This window comes from Paramuribaculum intestinale (assembly GCF_003024925.1).
Classification (GTDB): domain Bacteria; phylum Bacteroidota; class Bacteroidia; order Bacteroidales; family Muribaculaceae; genus Paramuribaculum; species Paramuribaculum intestinale.
Window position 1 is genome coordinate 1 of the sequence record NZ_PUED01000044.1, and the last position, 15,420, is coordinate 15,420.

The 15,420-nt window shown below is 56.5% G+C and carries 15 protein-coding genes and 1 pseudogene; 10 read left to right on the top strand and 6 right to left on the bottom strand.

Features of this window, described 5'->3' with window-relative positions:
* Nucleotides 1-298: 298 nt before the first annotated feature.
* Genes C5O24_RS04960 through C5O24_RS04970 form a run of 3 tightly spaced genes read left to right on the top strand, consistent with a single transcriptional unit; the run spans nucleotide 299 to nucleotide 2,562 of the window.
* Nucleotides 299-760 carry a hypothetical protein gene (locus C5O24_RS04960; RefSeq protein WP_107035924.1) on the top strand — a complete coding sequence of 154 codons (462 nt, stop codon included), beginning with the start codon at nucleotides 299-301 and terminating at the stop codon, nucleotides 758-760.
* 45 nt (nucleotides 761-805) lie between these two features.
* Nucleotides 806-1,774: a polyprenyl synthetase family protein gene (locus C5O24_RS04965; RefSeq protein ID WP_107035923.1), complete on the top strand. Its 969-nt coding sequence runs from the start codon at nucleotides 806-808 to the stop codon at nucleotides 1,772-1,774.
* Complete coding sequence (locus tag C5O24_RS04970; protein WP_107035922.1) at nucleotides 1,771-2,562, top strand: TatD family hydrolase; 792 nt, start codon at nucleotides 1,771-1,773, stop codon at nucleotides 2,560-2,562. Before C5O24_RS04965 ends, C5O24_RS04970 begins: the two co-directional genes overlap by 4 nt.
* Before the next feature lie 97 nt (nucleotides 2,563-2,659).
* On the opposite strand, the gene nqrF is transcribed toward C5O24_RS04970, so the two are convergent.
* Genes nqrF through C5O24_RS05000 form a run of 6 tightly spaced genes read right to left on the bottom strand, consistent with a single transcriptional unit; the run spans nucleotide 2,660 to nucleotide 8,511 of the window.
* Nucleotides 2,660-3,952, bottom strand: coding sequence for an NADH:ubiquinone reductase (Na(+)-transporting) subunit F (nqrF, locus tag C5O24_RS04975; protein ID WP_107035921.1), 1,293 nt, complete (start codon nucleotides 3,950-3,952; stop codon nucleotides 2,660-2,662).
* A gap of 6 nt (nucleotides 3,953-3,958) precedes the next feature.
* Nucleotides 3,959-4,576, bottom strand: coding sequence for an NADH:ubiquinone reductase (Na(+)-transporting) subunit E (gene nqrE / locus C5O24_RS04980; RefSeq protein ID WP_107035920.1), 618 nt, complete (start codon nucleotides 4,574-4,576; stop codon nucleotides 3,959-3,961).
* A 40-nt stretch (nucleotides 4,577-4,616) separates the two neighbouring features.
* A complete protein-coding gene (locus tag C5O24_RS04985) occupies nucleotides 4,617-5,243 on the bottom strand; it encodes an NADH:ubiquinone reductase (Na(+)-transporting) subunit D (protein ID WP_107035919.1) in 627 nt (208 codons plus the stop codon).
* Nucleotides 5,244-5,246: 3 nt separating this feature from the next.
* Nucleotides 5,247-5,966 (bottom strand): NADH:ubiquinone reductase (Na(+)-transporting) subunit C, encoded by a 720-nt coding sequence (nqrC, locus tag C5O24_RS04990; RefSeq protein WP_237613010.1) that lies wholly within the window; start codon nucleotides 5,964-5,966, stop codon nucleotides 5,247-5,249.
* Nucleotides 5,963-7,174 carry an NADH:ubiquinone reductase (Na(+)-transporting) subunit B gene (locus tag C5O24_RS04995; protein ID WP_107035918.1) on the bottom strand — a complete coding sequence of 404 codons (1,212 nt, stop codon included), beginning with the start codon at nucleotides 7,172-7,174 and terminating at the stop codon, nucleotides 5,963-5,965. Before C5O24_RS04995 ends, nqrC begins: the two co-directional genes overlap by 4 nt.
* 8 nt (nucleotides 7,175-7,182) lie before the next feature.
* On the bottom strand, nucleotides 7,183-8,511 hold the full coding sequence (locus C5O24_RS05000; protein WP_161553809.1) for a Na(+)-translocating NADH-quinone reductase subunit A: 1,329 nt from the start codon (nucleotides 8,509-8,511) through the stop codon (nucleotides 7,183-7,185).
* A gap of 383 nt (nucleotides 8,512-8,894) precedes the next feature.
* On the opposite strand from C5O24_RS05000, the gene C5O24_RS05005 reads away from it, so the two are divergent.
* From C5O24_RS05005 to C5O24_RS05035, 7 genes and pseudogenes are all read left to right on the top strand, one after another.
* Nucleotides 8,895-9,725 (top strand): MotA/TolQ/ExbB proton channel family protein, encoded by an 831-nt coding sequence (locus C5O24_RS05005; RefSeq protein WP_107035916.1) that lies wholly within the window; start codon nucleotides 8,895-8,897, stop codon nucleotides 9,723-9,725.
* Between the two features lie 45 nt (nucleotides 9,726-9,770).
* Complete coding sequence (locus C5O24_RS05010; protein WP_107035915.1) at nucleotides 9,771-10,490, top strand: ExbD/TolR family protein; 720 nt, start codon at nucleotides 9,771-9,773, stop codon at nucleotides 10,488-10,490.
* 6 nt (nucleotides 10,491-10,496) lie between these two features.
* A complete protein-coding gene (locus C5O24_RS05015) occupies nucleotides 10,497-11,246 on the top strand; it encodes an ExbD/TolR family protein (RefSeq protein WP_107035914.1) in 750 nt (249 codons plus the stop codon).
* Between the two features lie 36 nt (nucleotides 11,247-11,282).
* Nucleotides 11,283-12,131 carry an energy transducer TonB gene (locus C5O24_RS05020; RefSeq protein ID WP_107035913.1) on the top strand — a complete coding sequence of 283 codons (849 nt, stop codon included), beginning with the start codon at nucleotides 11,283-11,285 and terminating at the stop codon, nucleotides 12,129-12,131.
* Nucleotides 12,132-12,282: 151 nt separating this feature from the next.
* Nucleotides 12,283-13,347, top strand: a complete 1,065-nt coding sequence (trpS, locus tag C5O24_RS05025; RefSeq protein WP_107035912.1) for a tryptophan--tRNA ligase — start codon at nucleotides 12,283-12,285, stop codon at nucleotides 13,345-13,347.
* A gap of 275 nt (nucleotides 13,348-13,622) precedes the next feature.
* The gene (gene mce, locus C5O24_RS05030; protein ID WP_107035911.1) at nucleotides 13,623-14,045 is read left to right on the top strand and encodes a methylmalonyl-CoA epimerase; all 423 of its coding nucleotides are present in this window, start codon (nucleotides 13,623-13,625) and stop codon (nucleotides 14,043-14,045) included.
* 44 nt (nucleotides 14,046-14,089) lie between these two features.
* A pseudogene (locus C5O24_RS05035) lies at nucleotides 14,090-15,415 on the top strand (acyl-CoA carboxylase subunit beta); the annotation flags it as partial.
* Between the last annotated feature and the right edge of the window lie 5 nt (nucleotides 15,416-15,420).

Here is a 15,420-nt window from a genome sequence, read left to right on the forward strand (position 1 = left end):
CTCAAAGAGGATTTTCGGAGAGATTTGCGTCAGTTGAGGAGGGAGCGATGCGGGCATCGTGACTGATGAAACCTGACACAAATCGCCCGAAAAGACCTTTGAGAGGATAGAAAGAAGTCCATATATATTTCTTCGTGTTAAATTCAAACACTCTCTAAGAGTTACTTATGATCAGCAGCGGTAGCTTTGAGGCAACGGTGACAGACGTTGGCGGAGCGCCCGATAAAGACAACGTGCTGAAAAACGGATAAAACGGCATCAACGCTACATTGCGCCACTAATTTCGTAACTTTGCAGCATGAAACGTCCACTTCACATTATCATGCTGTCGGCAATGCTCGCCGGATGCTCGTCGACACCGACTATCGACCCGGAGCGTCCGGCCGACCAGCAGGCACAACGGCTGGCCGAAGCCGGCACGACAGAAGCCGCCGAGGCACTCGTCGGATGGCTCAAAAGCGCTTCTCCGGCCGACCGCGACTTTGCACGCAGTCTGACCCGCGAACTCATGTCGATCTACGACAGCGACTCACTGGGACGCACACGCGGCTTTGTACGCTCGCTCGATTCGATCAGATCCACACTGTCACCCGAAGAGCTCGCACATGTCTACGTAGTGTCGACCAAACCGTGGCGGCTCGGAGCCATAATGCGTGCCGACAACGCCGACGACACGCTTCTGCAAGCTATCGAGTCCGACTACGCCGACGATCCGGAAGCGCTCGAAGCGTTCCGGCAAGGATACCGTGGCGAACACTGACCGGCCCCGACATATCACCCACACCATAGCAAAATTCCACAAACAATGCTCCACATAGACCAATACACCGCTGCCGCCGAAGAAGCCGTCGGACAGCTTGAGATACCCGCTGCTCCGGCAGGGCTATACGATCCTGTACGCTACACGCTTCAGGCCGGAGGAAAACGGATACGCCCGGTGCTCACACTCGCCGTGGCCGACGCGATCAGTCCCGACGGCCGACACCTCGCCGTCAATCAGGCCGCGGCCATAGAGCTGTTCCACAACTTCACTCTGCTCCACGACGACGTCATGGACCGGGCCGACATGCGGCGCGGACGTCCGACCGTCCACCGCCAATGGAACGAAGCCACGGCGATACTCTCGGGCGACGCCATGCTGACACTGGCCGGAACCGCGATGATGAAGGGGTGTGACGAGGCGAAGCTGCGCCCCGTCATGAGACTGTTCAACCGCACAGCCATGGAGATCTACGAAGGTCAGCAACACGACATGGACTTCGAGAGCCGCACCGACGTTACCGTCGGGGAATACATGGAGATGATCAGACTTAAGACTTCGGTGTTGCTCGGATGCGCCTGCGCGCTCGGAGCTGTCATGACCGGAGCCGACGAAACCGTGACCGACGCATTCTACGGCTATGGCGAGAGCCTCGGACTCGCGTTTCAGCTTCGCGACGACTATCTTGACACCTATGGCGATCCGGCCACATTCGGCAAACAGATAGGCGGCGACATAGCCTGCGACAAGAAGACATGGCTTCTGATAAATGCTCTTGCCGAGGATACTACCGGTACAGTAGCCGCAGAGATAAGCAATCCGTCGCCACGCGAGGAGAAGATAAGACGCGTAAGAGAGATCTACGACACCCTCGGACTGCCTCAGCGGTGTCTCGGACTGATACGACGCTACGCCGACAACGCTACAGCACGCCTCGCTACAGCCCGACTGCAGCCGGAGGCCTTGCGATTCTTCACCGATCTGGCTATGCTGACAGTGGACCGCACACGATGACCGGACTGATCGACACCCATACCCACCTGTATCTGCCCGAATTCGCAGATGACGTGAACGGCGACGGCACTCCCGATGCGGTTGGCCGCGCCGTCGGCGCAGGAGTGACCCACATGATATTCCCCAACGTAGACCTTACCACCATACAGCCGATGAAACGGCTTGCGGCCGCGCATCCGGCTCACGTGTCGATGGCCATGGGTCTGCACCCGACAGAGGTCGGCGACGACTGGCAGGAAGCCCTGCATAAGATACACGACGAACTGCTGTCGGGCATTTACACAGCTGTAGGGGAAGTGGGCATAGACCTTTACTGGGACGCGTCGCGACGCACACAGCAGATGAAAGCGTTCGACGCGCAGCTGAGCCTGGCCGAAGAGCGCGGACTGCCGGTTATAATCCACTGCCGCAACGCGCTCGACGAAACGCTGGAAGTGCTACAGAGCCATCCTGCGGTATCGGCAGTCATGCACAGCTTCGGCGGGACGGCCGACGACGCAGAACGCATACTGCAGACCGGTTCATATTATTTCGGCATCAACGGTATACTGACATTCAAGAAATCTACGCTACCCGATGCCGTGAAGGCCATCCCGACGGAACGGATGCTGCTCGAGACCGACGCGCCATATCTCGCCCCGGTGCCGATGCGCGGACGCCGCAACGAAAGCGCCTATCTGACGCACACGGCCTCATGCCTTGCCGAGATACTCGGCATCGACATGCAGGAGGTGGCAGATCTTACTTCGGACAATGCCCGCCGACTATTCGGCATTGCAGCCTGCTGACAACAACCGACACCGGTCAAAAGACACCAAACCGAAGCCGCGCCATGACAACTGTGAGTCACGGCGCGGTTTCGGTATCGTTACGTACATCCCGCGGTCAGCCTCCGAAATTATCGTAATGGATGTTTTCAGGCTCCACACCCAGCGAATCGAGCATCTTGTTGACAGCCGCGCTCATCGGACCCGGACCGCACATGTAATATTCGATATCCTCGGGATTGTCATGATTCTTTAGATAGGTATCGTAGATCACCTGATGCACAAAGCCCGGAGTGTAGCTTACGCCCGCTGCGTCGGCTGCGGGATCAGGACGGTCGAGCGCCAGATGGAAATGGAAATTGGGGAAATCCTTCTCAAGCTGCAGGAAATCGTCGAGATAGAACACCTCGTTGAGCGCCCGCGCGCCGTAGAAGAAATTCATCACACGGTCGGTGGTGTGCAGCGTGCGGGTCATATGCATGATCTGCGCGCGCAACGGAGCCATGCCTGCGCCTCCGCCGATCCACATCATCTCCTTGCCCGAATCAAATATCGGATGGAAATCGCCGTAGGGACCGCTCATGCGCACCTTGTCGCCCGGCTTGAGAGTGAATATATAGCTTGAGGCTATGCCAGGCATCACATCCTGAAATCCCACCTCGGGCTTGGGCTTGAACGGCGGCGTGGCTATGCGGACTGTAAGCATTATGCGATCTCCTTCGGCCGGATAGTTGGCCATGGAGTAGGCGCGCACGGTGGTTTCGGTGTTACGGCATTTGAGCGTGAACAGTCCGAACTTCTCCCACGACGGCAGATATTCCTCGCCGATCAGCGACTTGTCTATATCGCGGTCATAATCCATCTCGTAGGGCGGTATCTTGATCTGCGCGTATGATCCGGGGATGAAGTCCATGTGCTCGCCCGGAGGCAGAGCCACGATAAACTCCTTGATAAAGGTGGCCACATTGCGGTTGGAGATCACCTCGCACTCCCACTCCTTTATGTCGAGCACCGACGCCGGCACACCGATCTTCATATCCTGCTTCACCTTCACCTGACAGGCCAGACGCCACGAATCCTTCATCTCCTTGCGGTTGAAGTGGACGGCCTCGGTGGGGAGCACGTCGCCTCCGCCATCGAACACCTGCACGCGGCACTGTCCGCAGCTGCCCTTGCCGCCGCACGCGCTCGGCAGGAACACATTGCTGTCGGCCATGGTGGAGAGCAGCGACTTGCCCGACTCTGCCTCGACATGACGGTCGCCGTTGATCTCTATATCCACCTTGCCGCTATGCACCAGATAGCGCTTGGCCACAAGCAACACCACCACAAGCAGCAGTGTTACGGTCAGAAACAGTAGCGTGCCGGCCACGACTGTAGGCGGAATCGCTGTTAGAATATTGACATTCATGACACTTCAGATTTTAATACCCAGAAACGACATGAAGGCTATACCCATCAGTGCCGTGACTATGAAAGTGATGCCTATGCCGCGGAGCGGAGCGGGCACATTGGAGTAGGTGGCGATACGTTCGCGTATGGCCGCCACAGCCGTTATGGCAAGCAACCATCCTATGCCCCAGCCTGCGCCGGCACAGGTGGCGGTCCAGAACGACGCGAAGCCTCTCTGCTGCATGAACAGCGAGCCGCCGAGTATGGCGCAGTTGACAGCTATCAGCGGCAGAAAGATGCCGAGCGAGGCGTAGAGCGACGGACTGTATTTCTCCACGGCCATCTCCACGAGCTGCGTCATGGAGGCTATCACGGCTATAAACATTATCAGCGACAGAAACGACAGATCGACCGAGGCGTATTCCTCGCCGAGCCACGCGAGTGCGCCCGGACTCAGAACGTAGGTCTGCAGCAGCCAGTTGACCGGAAGAGTGATCACCAGCATGAATGTCACGGCCACACCGAGACCAAATGCCGTCTTTACGTTTTTTGACACCGCCAGAAACGAGCACATGCCCAGAAAATAGGCGAATATCATATTGTCGACGAATATCGAGCGTATGAAGAGATTGATGTTTTCCATACAGTTGTGTAATGTGTGGGAGATTCTTCTATGACATCATTCAGTGTTCCTGAAGATCCTTGTTGCGCGAACGGTGGATCCAGATTATGCAGGCCACTACTATCAGAGCCATCGGGGGAAGTATCATCAGGCCATTGTTGACATAGCCGGCATCGTAGAAGCACTGCGGCACCACCTGCATTCCAAGCAGGGTGCCGCTGCCGAGCAGCTCGCGGAAAAAGCCGACGATGACGAGCACCAGCGCGTAGCCGATACCGTTGCCTATGCCGTCGAGCAGCGAAGGCCACGGGCGGTTGGCCATGGCGAACGCCTCAAGCCGTCCCATGAGGATGCAGTTGGTGATGATCAGACCGATAAACACCGACAGCTGCTTGCTGACATCGTAGGCGTAGGCCTGCAGCAGCTGATCGACGATGACCACCAGACCCGCCACGACCACAAGCTGCACGATGATGCGGATATTGGTGGGGATGGTGTTGCGGATCAACGATATGATGACATTGGAGAACGCCAGCACCGCTATCACCGACATTCCCATCACCAGCGCCGGCTCGAGTTTTACGGTGACTGCAAGCACCGAACAGATGCCGAGCACCTGCACCACCACCGGATTGTTGGCGGAAAACGGGTTAAAGAACACGCTTTTGTTGTCGATTTTCTCTGCCATGGCTTAATTGGATTTCTTCTGACTGAGGTTTTTCAAAAATGCGGCGTATGGCGTCAGGCAGTCGGAGAGCATGGCTCCTACACCCTTTGAGGTGATGGTGCCGCCCGATATGCCGTCGACGTAGTCCTCTCCGCCCAGCGGCTTCTGTCCGGCCTTGACTACGGCAACCGGCATGAACACGCCTTGCTTGAACACCGTCTTGCCTATGAATTCGCTGCTGAACGCCGGCTTCTCAATCTCGGCTCCGAGGCCGGGCGTCTCCCCCTTGTGGGCGAAGTAGGCGCCGTAGATGGTAGAGCCGTCGGCATCAAACGCCACGTAGCCCCATATCGGCCCCCACAGACCCGCTCCATAGACGGGAATGATGTATTTCATCTCTCCGTCGGCCGCACGACACTCGAAGACCGGCAACAGGCGGCGCAGCGCGGGCATCTTGGTCTGCGCGTCGACATCCACGTCGAAGGCATCGCCTTCTACCCGCTTGCCTTCGGCATTGACTATGTAGGCGTCGGTGATATCGCGCTTGTAGGCGGCTATGACACTGTCGGCCGGAACTGTGATGTGCGCCGCCGCGAGTATCTGACGCATCTTGTCGCGGTCGGCATTCTGCTGCTGCCGGTCGTGAAGCGAGAGAGAGGTTATGGCGAGCGCCGCGCCCACTACCACAGCGAGTGCCGCTATGTAGGCTATCGTATATAGATTGCTTTGCTTGTTGATGGTCATGGCTTTGCTTTTACACGGTTTAGACGGCGGTTGATGTTTGTCTGAACGACACACCAGTCGATCAGCGGAGCGAATGCGTTCATCAGCAGCACCGCGAGCATTGCGCCTTCGGGATAGCCGTTGTTGTAGGTGCGGATGATGACGGCGATGACTCCCACGAGAAGTCCGTAAATGTACTTGCCGGCGCCGGTGCGCGCGGCAGTCACAGGATCGGTGGCCATGAACACCGCCGCGAAGGCGAATCCGCCGTAGATGATCTGCTGCCAGGGAGTGAGCATTGAGGCCGGATAGTCGGAATTCTGCAGCACATGGACGGCCACTCCGGCAAGCAATCCTCCGGCAAAGACACTCAGCATCACCTTCCAGCTGGCGATACCGGTGAGCAGGAGAAGCGCCGCGCCGATAAATATGCACAGGGTGGAGGTTTCGCCGAACGATCCGGGGATCAGTCCGAGGAATGCGTCCCAGTTGCTGACCGGATCGCCCACGATATTATGGATTTCGAGCGGACCTCCGGCATGGGTGGCCACCTGTCCGAGAGGCGTGGCGCCCGATATGCCGTCGGCGAAGTTGACCGTTCCTCCAAGCCCGCAGATGGGGCGGGCGGAGATGAACGCCCGGTCGCCGCTCATGCTTGCCGGATAGGAGAAGAACAGAAACGCACGTGTCACCAGCGCCACATTGAAGATATTGTAGCCTGTGCCGCCGAACACCTCCTTGACGAATATCACCGAGAAGGCCGTGGCCAGAGCCATCATCCACAGCGGCGTTTCGATCGGACATATCAGCGGAATAAGGATGCCGGTGACGAGGAATCCCTCCTGGATCTCCTCATGACGCCACTGCGCCACGACAAACTCTATGCCGAGTCCCACCAGATAGGTGACCACGATCTTCGGCAGGATTGCCAGAAAACCGTAGACCATCAGCTCCCAGAACGGGAAATCGGCATGACCCGACCCGAGATAATTCTGATAGCCGCAATTATACATGCCAAACAGCAGACACGGCAGCAGAGCAACCACCACAATGATCATCACACGTTTAGAGTCGAGAGCGTCGTGGATATGCACGCCGCTCCGAGAGGTGTCGCGCGGCGTATAGAGGAATGTATCCACTCCATCAAACACGCTATGCAGCGCTTGAAACCGTCCGCCCGGCTGAAAATGCGGACGTGCACGGTCGAGATACTTCTTTATCAGTGACATATAGTCTCTTATTCTGTTTCTTTTCTGAGATAATCAAGCCCCTCGCGTACGAGCTTCTGCATTTCGGTCTTCGACGGATCGACATATTCGGCAAGCGCAAAGTCCTCCGGCGCCACCTCGTATATGCCCAGCGCCTCCATCCGGTCGATATCGCGCGAGATTATGGCTTTCAGCAGATATTCGGGCATTATGTCCATCGGCATCACCTTGTCGGCGGTTTCCGACATTATCATGGCCCTGTGGCCGCCGAGCATACGTGCGTCGGGGCGGAACAGGCGGGTGAACCGGCTGAAAGGGAACGAGCGGCTCACGCTCATCTTTGCGGGACTGAGCGACGCCCAGCCCATGAACTCGTCGACATCGTCGCCCTCGGGTATGACAGTGATCTGACGGTAGGGGAAGCGGAGATAATCGTCGACATCCACTTTTACTCCGGTGAGCACATTGCCCGATATTATCCGCAGATGTGCGCCGCTATCCTTCAGCTGCCCTCTGACGAGCTGCGCTATGTCGGCGCCGTCGACGGTGGCTATGGCATGAGGACGTTTCACCTCCGAGCCGCATAGCCCCACCAGAGTGTCGAATCCGCGCCGTCCCTCGATAATGAGCTGACCGATGCGGCAGAGTGTCACCAGAGAGAGTGTCCATACGGTTTCGCTCTTGTTGACCGGAGCTATGTTGGCTATCTGAACACCGGCGTTTCCGGCCGGATGAGGCCCGTCGACCACATAATGCAGAGCAGGCGCCCCGACATTGAGAGCGAAATCACGACGTGTACATACATATAAATGTCCGGCGGTCAGCTGCGACAGCGCAGCCACAGCCGCATCAAGGCGTTGCTGGCTGACGGCGGGATGCTTTTCGAGAGGAAGCGCAAGCGGAGCCGAGTCGAAAGCCGTCACGAATATATCGCGAGGCTCTACGGCCGGATCGGGCACTATATCATAGGGACGCTGACGCATCTCGGCCCAGAGTCCCGACTGCTGCATGGCCTGACGCAGCTGCATCGGGCCATCGGCACTCAATGCCGCCGGCGCGGCCACGGCGTCATCCGACGCCTTCACAACCACACGGAGTATCTTCCGGCGCTCGCCCCTCACCACACTCTCCACCGTGCCGGCCAGCGGCGAGCACAGTTTTATCTCCGGGTTGTTCTTATCATGCATAAGAGGCTGGCCTTGCGCCACGGCATCGCCCTCGCGCACATCAAGCCGGGGCAGAAAACCCTCGAAGTCGCCGGGACACACAGCCACGGCGGCGGGACTGACCGTCTCGACCGGAGCGTCGGGCGCCACAGCACCCTCAATCCTGAGATCGAGTCCTCGTTTGAGTTTCAATGTATAAGTCATTGTTTCACATTATCTCCCCTGCGGAGCATTGGTTATGCCGCAAAGTTACCTAAAAAATTTCGAATCATTAACAAATTATTGCCAAAACGTATCCAATACATTCATTCCACAATCTATATGGCTCAAAACATGAAAATAAATCGCTTTTTTTTTGCGTGAATGAAAAACTAATAATACTTTTGCAAAAGCGTAACGCCTGTGCGCGACGCCATCGGCATCTCGCCAAGTCTATTACCACGGGAAACGATGCTGCCCGCCATACCGAGCCGCGCCTCCCCTCCCAAACGATAGATACCTGGAAGACGCCATCTTCTCACAGACACTTCAAAACAATCTATAACCTTAACAAAATCAATCAGTAATTATCAATTATGGAAGCTCAAAAGCCCATCCAGCCTGCAACGGCCGCAAAGCCTCAGGCAAAAAAAGAAGGTAGCAAAGTTGGTGGTATCAAGAACGCGTTCTTGGTGATCATCGCCTGCTTCTTCGTTGCAGTGTGTCTTTTCATCTTCTGGTTCGGCCACGAATCGCACTTTGAAGACGGTCACCCCCACGACATCTGGGGCACCATCTACATGGGCGGCGTGATCGTGCCCGTGCTGCAGACACTCTTCCTCACCGTAATCGTCCTCTCTGTAGAGCGCTGGATCGCCCTTTCGAGCGCCAAAGGCAAAGGCAACATCACCAAGTTTGTCGCTGGTGTGAAGGCTTGCCTGGCCAAGAACGATATCGCCGGCGCACAGGCTCTCTGCTCGAAGCAGAAGGGTTCGGTTGCCGCTGTAGTATCGGCCGCTCTCATTCGCTACGAGGAGATGGACAAGAACACCATCCTTTCTAAGGAGCAGAAGATCGCCACTCTCCAGAAGGAAGTAGAGGAGGCCACCGCTCTCGAAATGCCGGCTCTCCAGCAGAACCTCCCCATCGTGGCCACCATGACCACTCTCGGTACACTCGTCGGACTTCTCGGTACTGTGATCGGCATGATCAAGTCGTTCCAGGCCCTCGCACAGTCGGGCGCTCCTGACTCGACCGAGTTGTCGACCGGTATCTCGGAGGCTCTTATCAACACCGCCTTCGGTATCGCCACCGGTGCTTTCGCCGTAATCTCCTACAACTTCTACACCAACAAGATCGACAACCTGACCTACGCTATCGACGAGATCGGTTTCTCTATCGTGCAGACATTTGCAGCAACCCACTGATCCCCTGTTACACATTAATCAAACTACAACACCTTAATCTGTAATATGGGAAAAGTAAAAATTAAAAGAAAGAGTACCCTCATCGACATGACCGCGATGAGTGACGTGACTGTTCTTTTGCTTACTTTCTTCATGTTGACCTCTACTTTCCTTCAGAAAGAGCCTGTGACGGTGCTCACACCGTCGTCGGTATCGGAGTTGAAGGTGCCCACCGCCAACCTGGCGCAGGTGCTCATCTCTCCCGAAGGCAAAGTGTTCATCTCAATCGCCGGTGAAGCCGACCCCAACGTGGCCGACGGCGAATGGGGTTCGGAGCCCATCCGCAAGGAGATCCTGACAAAAGCTGTCAGCGAATACAACAAGCTCCATCCCAACAAGAAAGTGGAACTGACCGAAGCAGACGCCAACGCCTTCTCCAAAATCAACATGTTTGGAGTTCCGTTTCAGGCACTGCCGACGTTCCTGAGAATGTCACAGACCGACCAAGACAAAGTCATCTCCGATATGAGCCGCTCAGATGTGGGCATTCCTATCGATGACAACAAGGACCTCACCAAGCCCAACGAATTCCAGATCTGGATGCGTGCGATCTACTCGTCAGGCAACGACAACCTGCAGAGCGCCATGAAAAAAGGCGAAGGCATAGCTGTCAAGGCTGACCAGTCGACCCCCTACTCGACCGTTCACCACGTGCTCGACAACCTCCAGACTCTGAAGATGAACCGCTTCAGCTTGATGACTGCGTTAAAAACAGAGCAAGACTAATTCATTATGGCACAGATCGAACAATCAGACAAGGGCGGCAAAAAGAAAAAAGGCACCCAGAAGAAGATGCAGATCCACGTCGACTTCACCCCGATGGTCGACATGAACATGCTTCTGATTACGTTCTTCATGCTCTGCACCACGATGATAAAGTCGCAGACCCTGCAGATCACCCTCCCGACCAACGAGAAGGTGGAGCAGGAGCAGATGAACAAAGCTAAAGAATCAGAGGCTATCACGCTCATCGTTTCGACCGCCCGCAAGGACAACGGCGAAGTGGCCAGAGACGATGATGGAAGAGCAAAGAATGTTGTGTATTACTACACCGGACAGCCCCAGCTCGTCGACGACAACAACGACGGCGTGCTCGAGGACTCCAACCTCCAGAAGGAAGTGTTCCTCGGCAACGACGGCTCCACCCAGCGAGGCATACGCAAGATTCTCCACGACCGCAACAAGCAGGTACTCACCAAAATCAACGACCTGAAGGTAAAATGGCGCAACAAGGAATTCTCGTCCAACAAAGACAAGAACGACTCCATCTACCAGGCAATGGCCAAGGAGATCCGCAACGACTCCACACTGACCCGCCCCGTAGTTGTGATCAAGGCCACACCCGAAGCTTCATGGGAGAGCCTGATCAGCGCGCTCGACGAAATGCAGATCAACCAGATTTCGCGCTACCAGATCGACAACATCAACCACAACGACTCGTTGATGATCGAAGCCTACCAGCGCAAACATGGCAATAATTGATGAACGATTTATATTAACCCTTAAAGCTGAAAAAAAATGGCAAAAGATGTAGATCTTTCATCAAAAGAATGGCGCGACATAATCTTTGAAGGCAAAAACAAAGATTTCGGCGCTTATCAGCTCCGCAAGGGCTCGGTAAGCCGTCACAACCGCGCTATGATCGTGATCGTCATAGTGATCGCTATACTCTTCGCACTCGCATTCCTGGTCAACACCGTGATCAAGTCGGCTGAAGCCCGCCCCGAGGATACCATCGAGCAGGCCATGGCCGAGATGATCACCGATGAGGTCGATGAAGAGCCCGAGGAAGATGAGCCCCAGCGCATCGAAGAGCAGAAGCCCGAAGTGATCAAGGAGGAGCTTCTCAACACTACCAAAGCTGCTGAAATCCTTGTCGTTCCCGACGAGGAAGTGAAGGAGGAGATCAAGTCGCAGGACGACCTTAAGGACGACGACCGTGCCATCGGCGCCGTCAACGAGGACCGTGGTGTCGACGACATCATCAACGCACAGGAGCACAAAGACGTGGTAGTGGTCGAGGAGAAGGTAGAGCCTAAGGAAGAGCAGGTGTTCGACGCCGTAGAGCAGGATCCCCAGTTCCCCGGCGGCACAAAGGCTCTCGCTGAATACTTCAACAAAAACCTCGTATATCCCCCGATCGCAGCCGAGCAGGGCATACAAGGCGTAGTACACGTTCGCTTCGTGGTCCGCAAGGACGGCAAAGTAGACAAAGCACACGTGCTGCGCTCCAAAGACCCCGAGCTCGACAAAGAAGCTGTGAGAGTGGTCAGCAAGATGCCCAACTGGATTCCCGGCAAGATGAACGGACACAGCGTGAACGTGTGGTACACCGTTCCGGTGCGCTTCCGCCTCGCCAACCAGTAAGACACCGACATAATTCGAAACTATCCGCCGATGGCGGCCAGGTCAGCGAAAGCCGGCCTTGGCCGTCATCGCTATTTAAGGTGGTTTTGAAATGCGCCGGAAAATGAGTAATTTTGCGGCATACAAACTACGAAAACATCCAGCAAAGAATATGAATGGAAAAGAAACAGTGCTGAGCGGCATCAGAGCCACCGGCAACCTGCATCTGGGCAACTACTTCGGAGCGTTGAGCAAATTCGTCAGGATGCAGCGCGACTACGATTGCCTCTACTTTGTGGCCGACCTGCACGCTCTGACCACCAATCCCGATCCGGAACAGCTCCACCGCAATGTGCGCTCCATCGTGGCCGAATATCTTGCCGCCGGACTCGATCCGGAGGAGTCAACCCTGTTCGTGCAGAGCGATGTGCCTGAAATCTCCGAGATGTATCTGCTGCTCAACATGCATGTGGGCATAGGCGAGCTGATGCGCACCGCATCTTTCAAGGACAAGGCACGCAAGCAGCTCGGCATAAAGGTTGATGAGGACGACGAGAACATCGAGCGCCAGATCATAGGCAGCGACTCCAACAAGCGCGTCAATGCCGGCCTGCTCACATATCCTACGCTCATGGCTGTGGACATACTGATCCAGAAAGCCCATAAGGTGCCGGTAGGCAAGGACCAGGAGCAGCATCTCGAACTGACACGACGCTTCGCACGCCGCTTCAACTCGTTCTACGGAGTGGAACTTTTTCCCGAGCCGACCAATTTCGACTTCGGGGGCAAGCCTGTGAAGGTGCCCGGACTCGACGGCTCCGGCAAGATGGGCAAGAGCGAAGGCAACTGCATATATCTTATCGATGACGAAAAGACACTGCGCAAGAAGGTGATGCGCGCCGTCACCGACGAAGGCCCCAAGACTCCCGGCCAACCCGTCAGCCCGACAGTCGAAAACCTGTTCACGCTTCTCGAACTGACATCGACTCCCGAGGTAGTGAAACACTTCCGCGACGCTTACGCCGACTGCTCGATACGCTACGGCGACCTCAAGAAGCAGCTTGCCGACGACATACTGGCCATCACACTGCCGATACGCGAGCGCATACTCGACCTGCAGAGCGACGACGCAACGATCGGTCGCGTGCTGCGCCGAGGTGCGGAAATAGCACGCGAACGCGCATCGCGCACTCTGGCCGAAGTCCGCGAAGTGATGGGCATCCGCCGCTTCTATTGACCGGCCACTGCCCTGCGCAGACACCGACGCAAACACCACAGGCTCTGCACCGGGAATCAACATCCCGATGCAGGGCTTTTCGCATAATCCAACGGCGGCACGCCGTATATTTTTCCGCGGATAAATATTTGACGCATGGCACGGTAATCAACGTTTTTTTAGTATATTTGCGGTGCAAAGCGGCATCGCGTGGCGCCATAAAACGCCACGACAGGCCGCAATGCGCATACACTTACTGAAAATCAAACAATTACAATTACTTTATTTAATCCACAATGGACATTTCCCACATCGAACACGTCGGCATAGCCGTGCCGAGCCTCGACGAGGCAATCCCGTTCTACGAAAACATGCTCGGCCTCAAGTGCTTCGCTATCGAAGAGGTGGCCGATCAGAAAGTGCGCACAGCCTTCTTCCGCGTCGGACAGACCAAGATCGAGCTTCTCGAACCCACGGCCGAAGACAGCGCCATAGCCAAGTTCATCGCCAACAACGGCGGTCGCGGAGGCATCCAGCACATAGCTTTCGCCGTGGCCGACGGAGTGGCCAACGCCCTGGCTGAAATCGAGGAGAAAGGCGGCCGCCTGATCGACAAGGCGCCCCGCAAGGGAGCCGAGGGTCTCAACATAGCCTTCATACACCCGAAATCGTCGGTGGGCACTCTGGTGGAACTCTGCGAGGATCCCGCCAAGAAGTGACGCCGCAAGAAATCTATTGACAACAATCCACAACACAACTCTATATGAGCAACCAGCTTGAAAAGGTTCAGGAGCTTATAGCGCTCCGCAATGAAGCTCGTCTCGGCGGCGGCGAAAAAGCCATCGAGAAACAGCATGCCCGCGGCAAATACACCGCCCGCGAACGTATCGCACAGCTCCTCGACGAGGGATCGTTCGAGGAGATCGACATGTTTGTACGTCACCGCTGCCACAACTTCGGACAGGAAAAGAAAAGCTATCTCGGCGACGGCGTGGTGACAGGCTACGGCACCATCAACGGCCGTCTGGTATATGTTTTCGCACAGGACTTCACCGTGTTCGGCGGATCGCTCAGCGAAACCATGGCCCTGAAGATATGCAAGATCATGGATATGGCCATGAAGATGGGAGCGCCCGTGATCGGCCTCAACGACTCCGGCGGCGCCCGCATCCAGGAGGGCATCAACGCTCTCGCAGGCTACTCTGAGATATTCCAGCGCAACATCCTCGCTTCGGGTGTGATACCCCAGATTTCGGGCATCCTCGGTCCCTGCGCTGGCGGCGCCGTCTACTCCCCCGCCCTCACCGACTTCACCATCATGACCAAGGGCATATCCTACATGTTCCTCACAGGCCCGAAGGTGGTGAAGACCGTCACCGGCGAGGATGTGACCCAGGATCAGCTCGGCGGAGCAGAAGTTCACTCCACCAAGAGCGGCGTGGCCCACTTTGCCGCCGAAGACGGCGAAGAGTGCCTGAAGGTGATCCGCAAGCTCTTCAGCTTCATACCCCAGAACAACCTCGAGGAGCCGCCGGTGATGCCCTGCGACGACCCGATCGACCGTCTGGAGGACTCGCTCAACGAGATCATTCCCGACTCGGCCACCCGTCCCTACGACATGTATGAGGTGATCGGCGCCATCATCGACAACGGCGAATTCCTCGAAGTGCAGCGCGACTACGCCAAGAACATCATCATAGGCTTCGCCCGCTTCAACGGACAGAGCGTCGGCATCGTGGCCAACCAGCCCAAATATCTTGCCGGTGTGCTCGACAGCAACGCATCGCGCAAGGCAGCCCGCTTCGTGCGCTTCTGCGACGCCTTCAACATCCCTCTGGTGACCCTCGTCGACGTGCCCGGATTCCTTCCCGGCACCGGTCAGGAATACAACGGCGTCATACTCCACGGCGCCAAGCTGCTCTACGCCTACGGCGAGGCCACTGTGCCCAAGGTGACCGTCACCCTGCGCAAGAGCTACGGCGGCCCTCACATCGTGATGACCTGCAAACCGCTCCGCGGCGACATTAACTATGCATGGCCCACGCCCGAACCCGCCGTAATGGGCGGGCCCGGTCACGTAAAGGGCCTCTAACA

Bases quoted from the DNA above. Each gene is read 5' to 3' on its own strand.
- C5O24_RS04960 (WP_107035924.1), top strand. From the start codon at position 299: ATGAAACGTCCACTTCACATTATCATGCTGTCGGCAATGCTCGCCGGA.
- C5O24_RS04965 (WP_107035923.1), top strand. From the start codon at position 806: ATGCTCCACATAGACCAATACACCGCTGCCGCCGAAGAAGCCGTCGGA.
- C5O24_RS04970 (WP_107035922.1), top strand. From the start codon at position 1,771: ATGACCGGACTGATCGACACCCATACCCACCTGTATCTGCCCGAATTC.
- nqrF (WP_107035921.1), bottom strand. From the start codon at position 3,952: ATGAATGTCAATATTCTAACAGCGATTCCGCCTACAGTCGTGGCCGGC.
- nqrE (WP_107035920.1), bottom strand. From the start codon at position 4,576: ATGGAAAACATCAATCTCTTCATACGCTCGATATTCGTCGACAATATG.
- C5O24_RS04985 (WP_107035919.1), bottom strand. From the start codon at position 5,243: ATGGCAGAGAAAATCGACAACAAAAGCGTGTTCTTTAACCCGTTTTCC.
- nqrC (WP_237613010.1), bottom strand. From the start codon at position 5,966: ATGACCATCAACAAGCAAAGCAATCTATATACGATAGCCTACATAGCG.
- C5O24_RS04995 (WP_107035918.1), bottom strand. From the start codon at position 7,174: ATGTCACTGATAAAGAAGTATCTCGACCGTGCACGTCCGCATTTTCAG.
- C5O24_RS05005 (WP_107035916.1), top strand. From the start codon at position 8,895: ATGGAAGCTCAAAAGCCCATCCAGCCTGCAACGGCCGCAAAGCCTCAG.
- C5O24_RS05010 (WP_107035915.1), top strand. From the start codon at position 9,771: ATGGGAAAAGTAAAAATTAAAAGAAAGAGTACCCTCATCGACATGACC.
- C5O24_RS05015 (WP_107035914.1), top strand. From the start codon at position 10,497: ATGGCACAGATCGAACAATCAGACAAGGGCGGCAAAAAGAAAAAAGGC.
- C5O24_RS05020 (WP_107035913.1), top strand. From the start codon at position 11,283: ATGGCAAAAGATGTAGATCTTTCATCAAAAGAATGGCGCGACATAATC.
- trpS (WP_107035912.1), top strand. From the start codon at position 12,283: ATGAATGGAAAAGAAACAGTGCTGAGCGGCATCAGAGCCACCGGCAAC.
- mce (WP_107035911.1), top strand. From the start codon at position 13,623: ATGGACATTTCCCACATCGAACACGTCGGCATAGCCGTGCCGAGCCTC.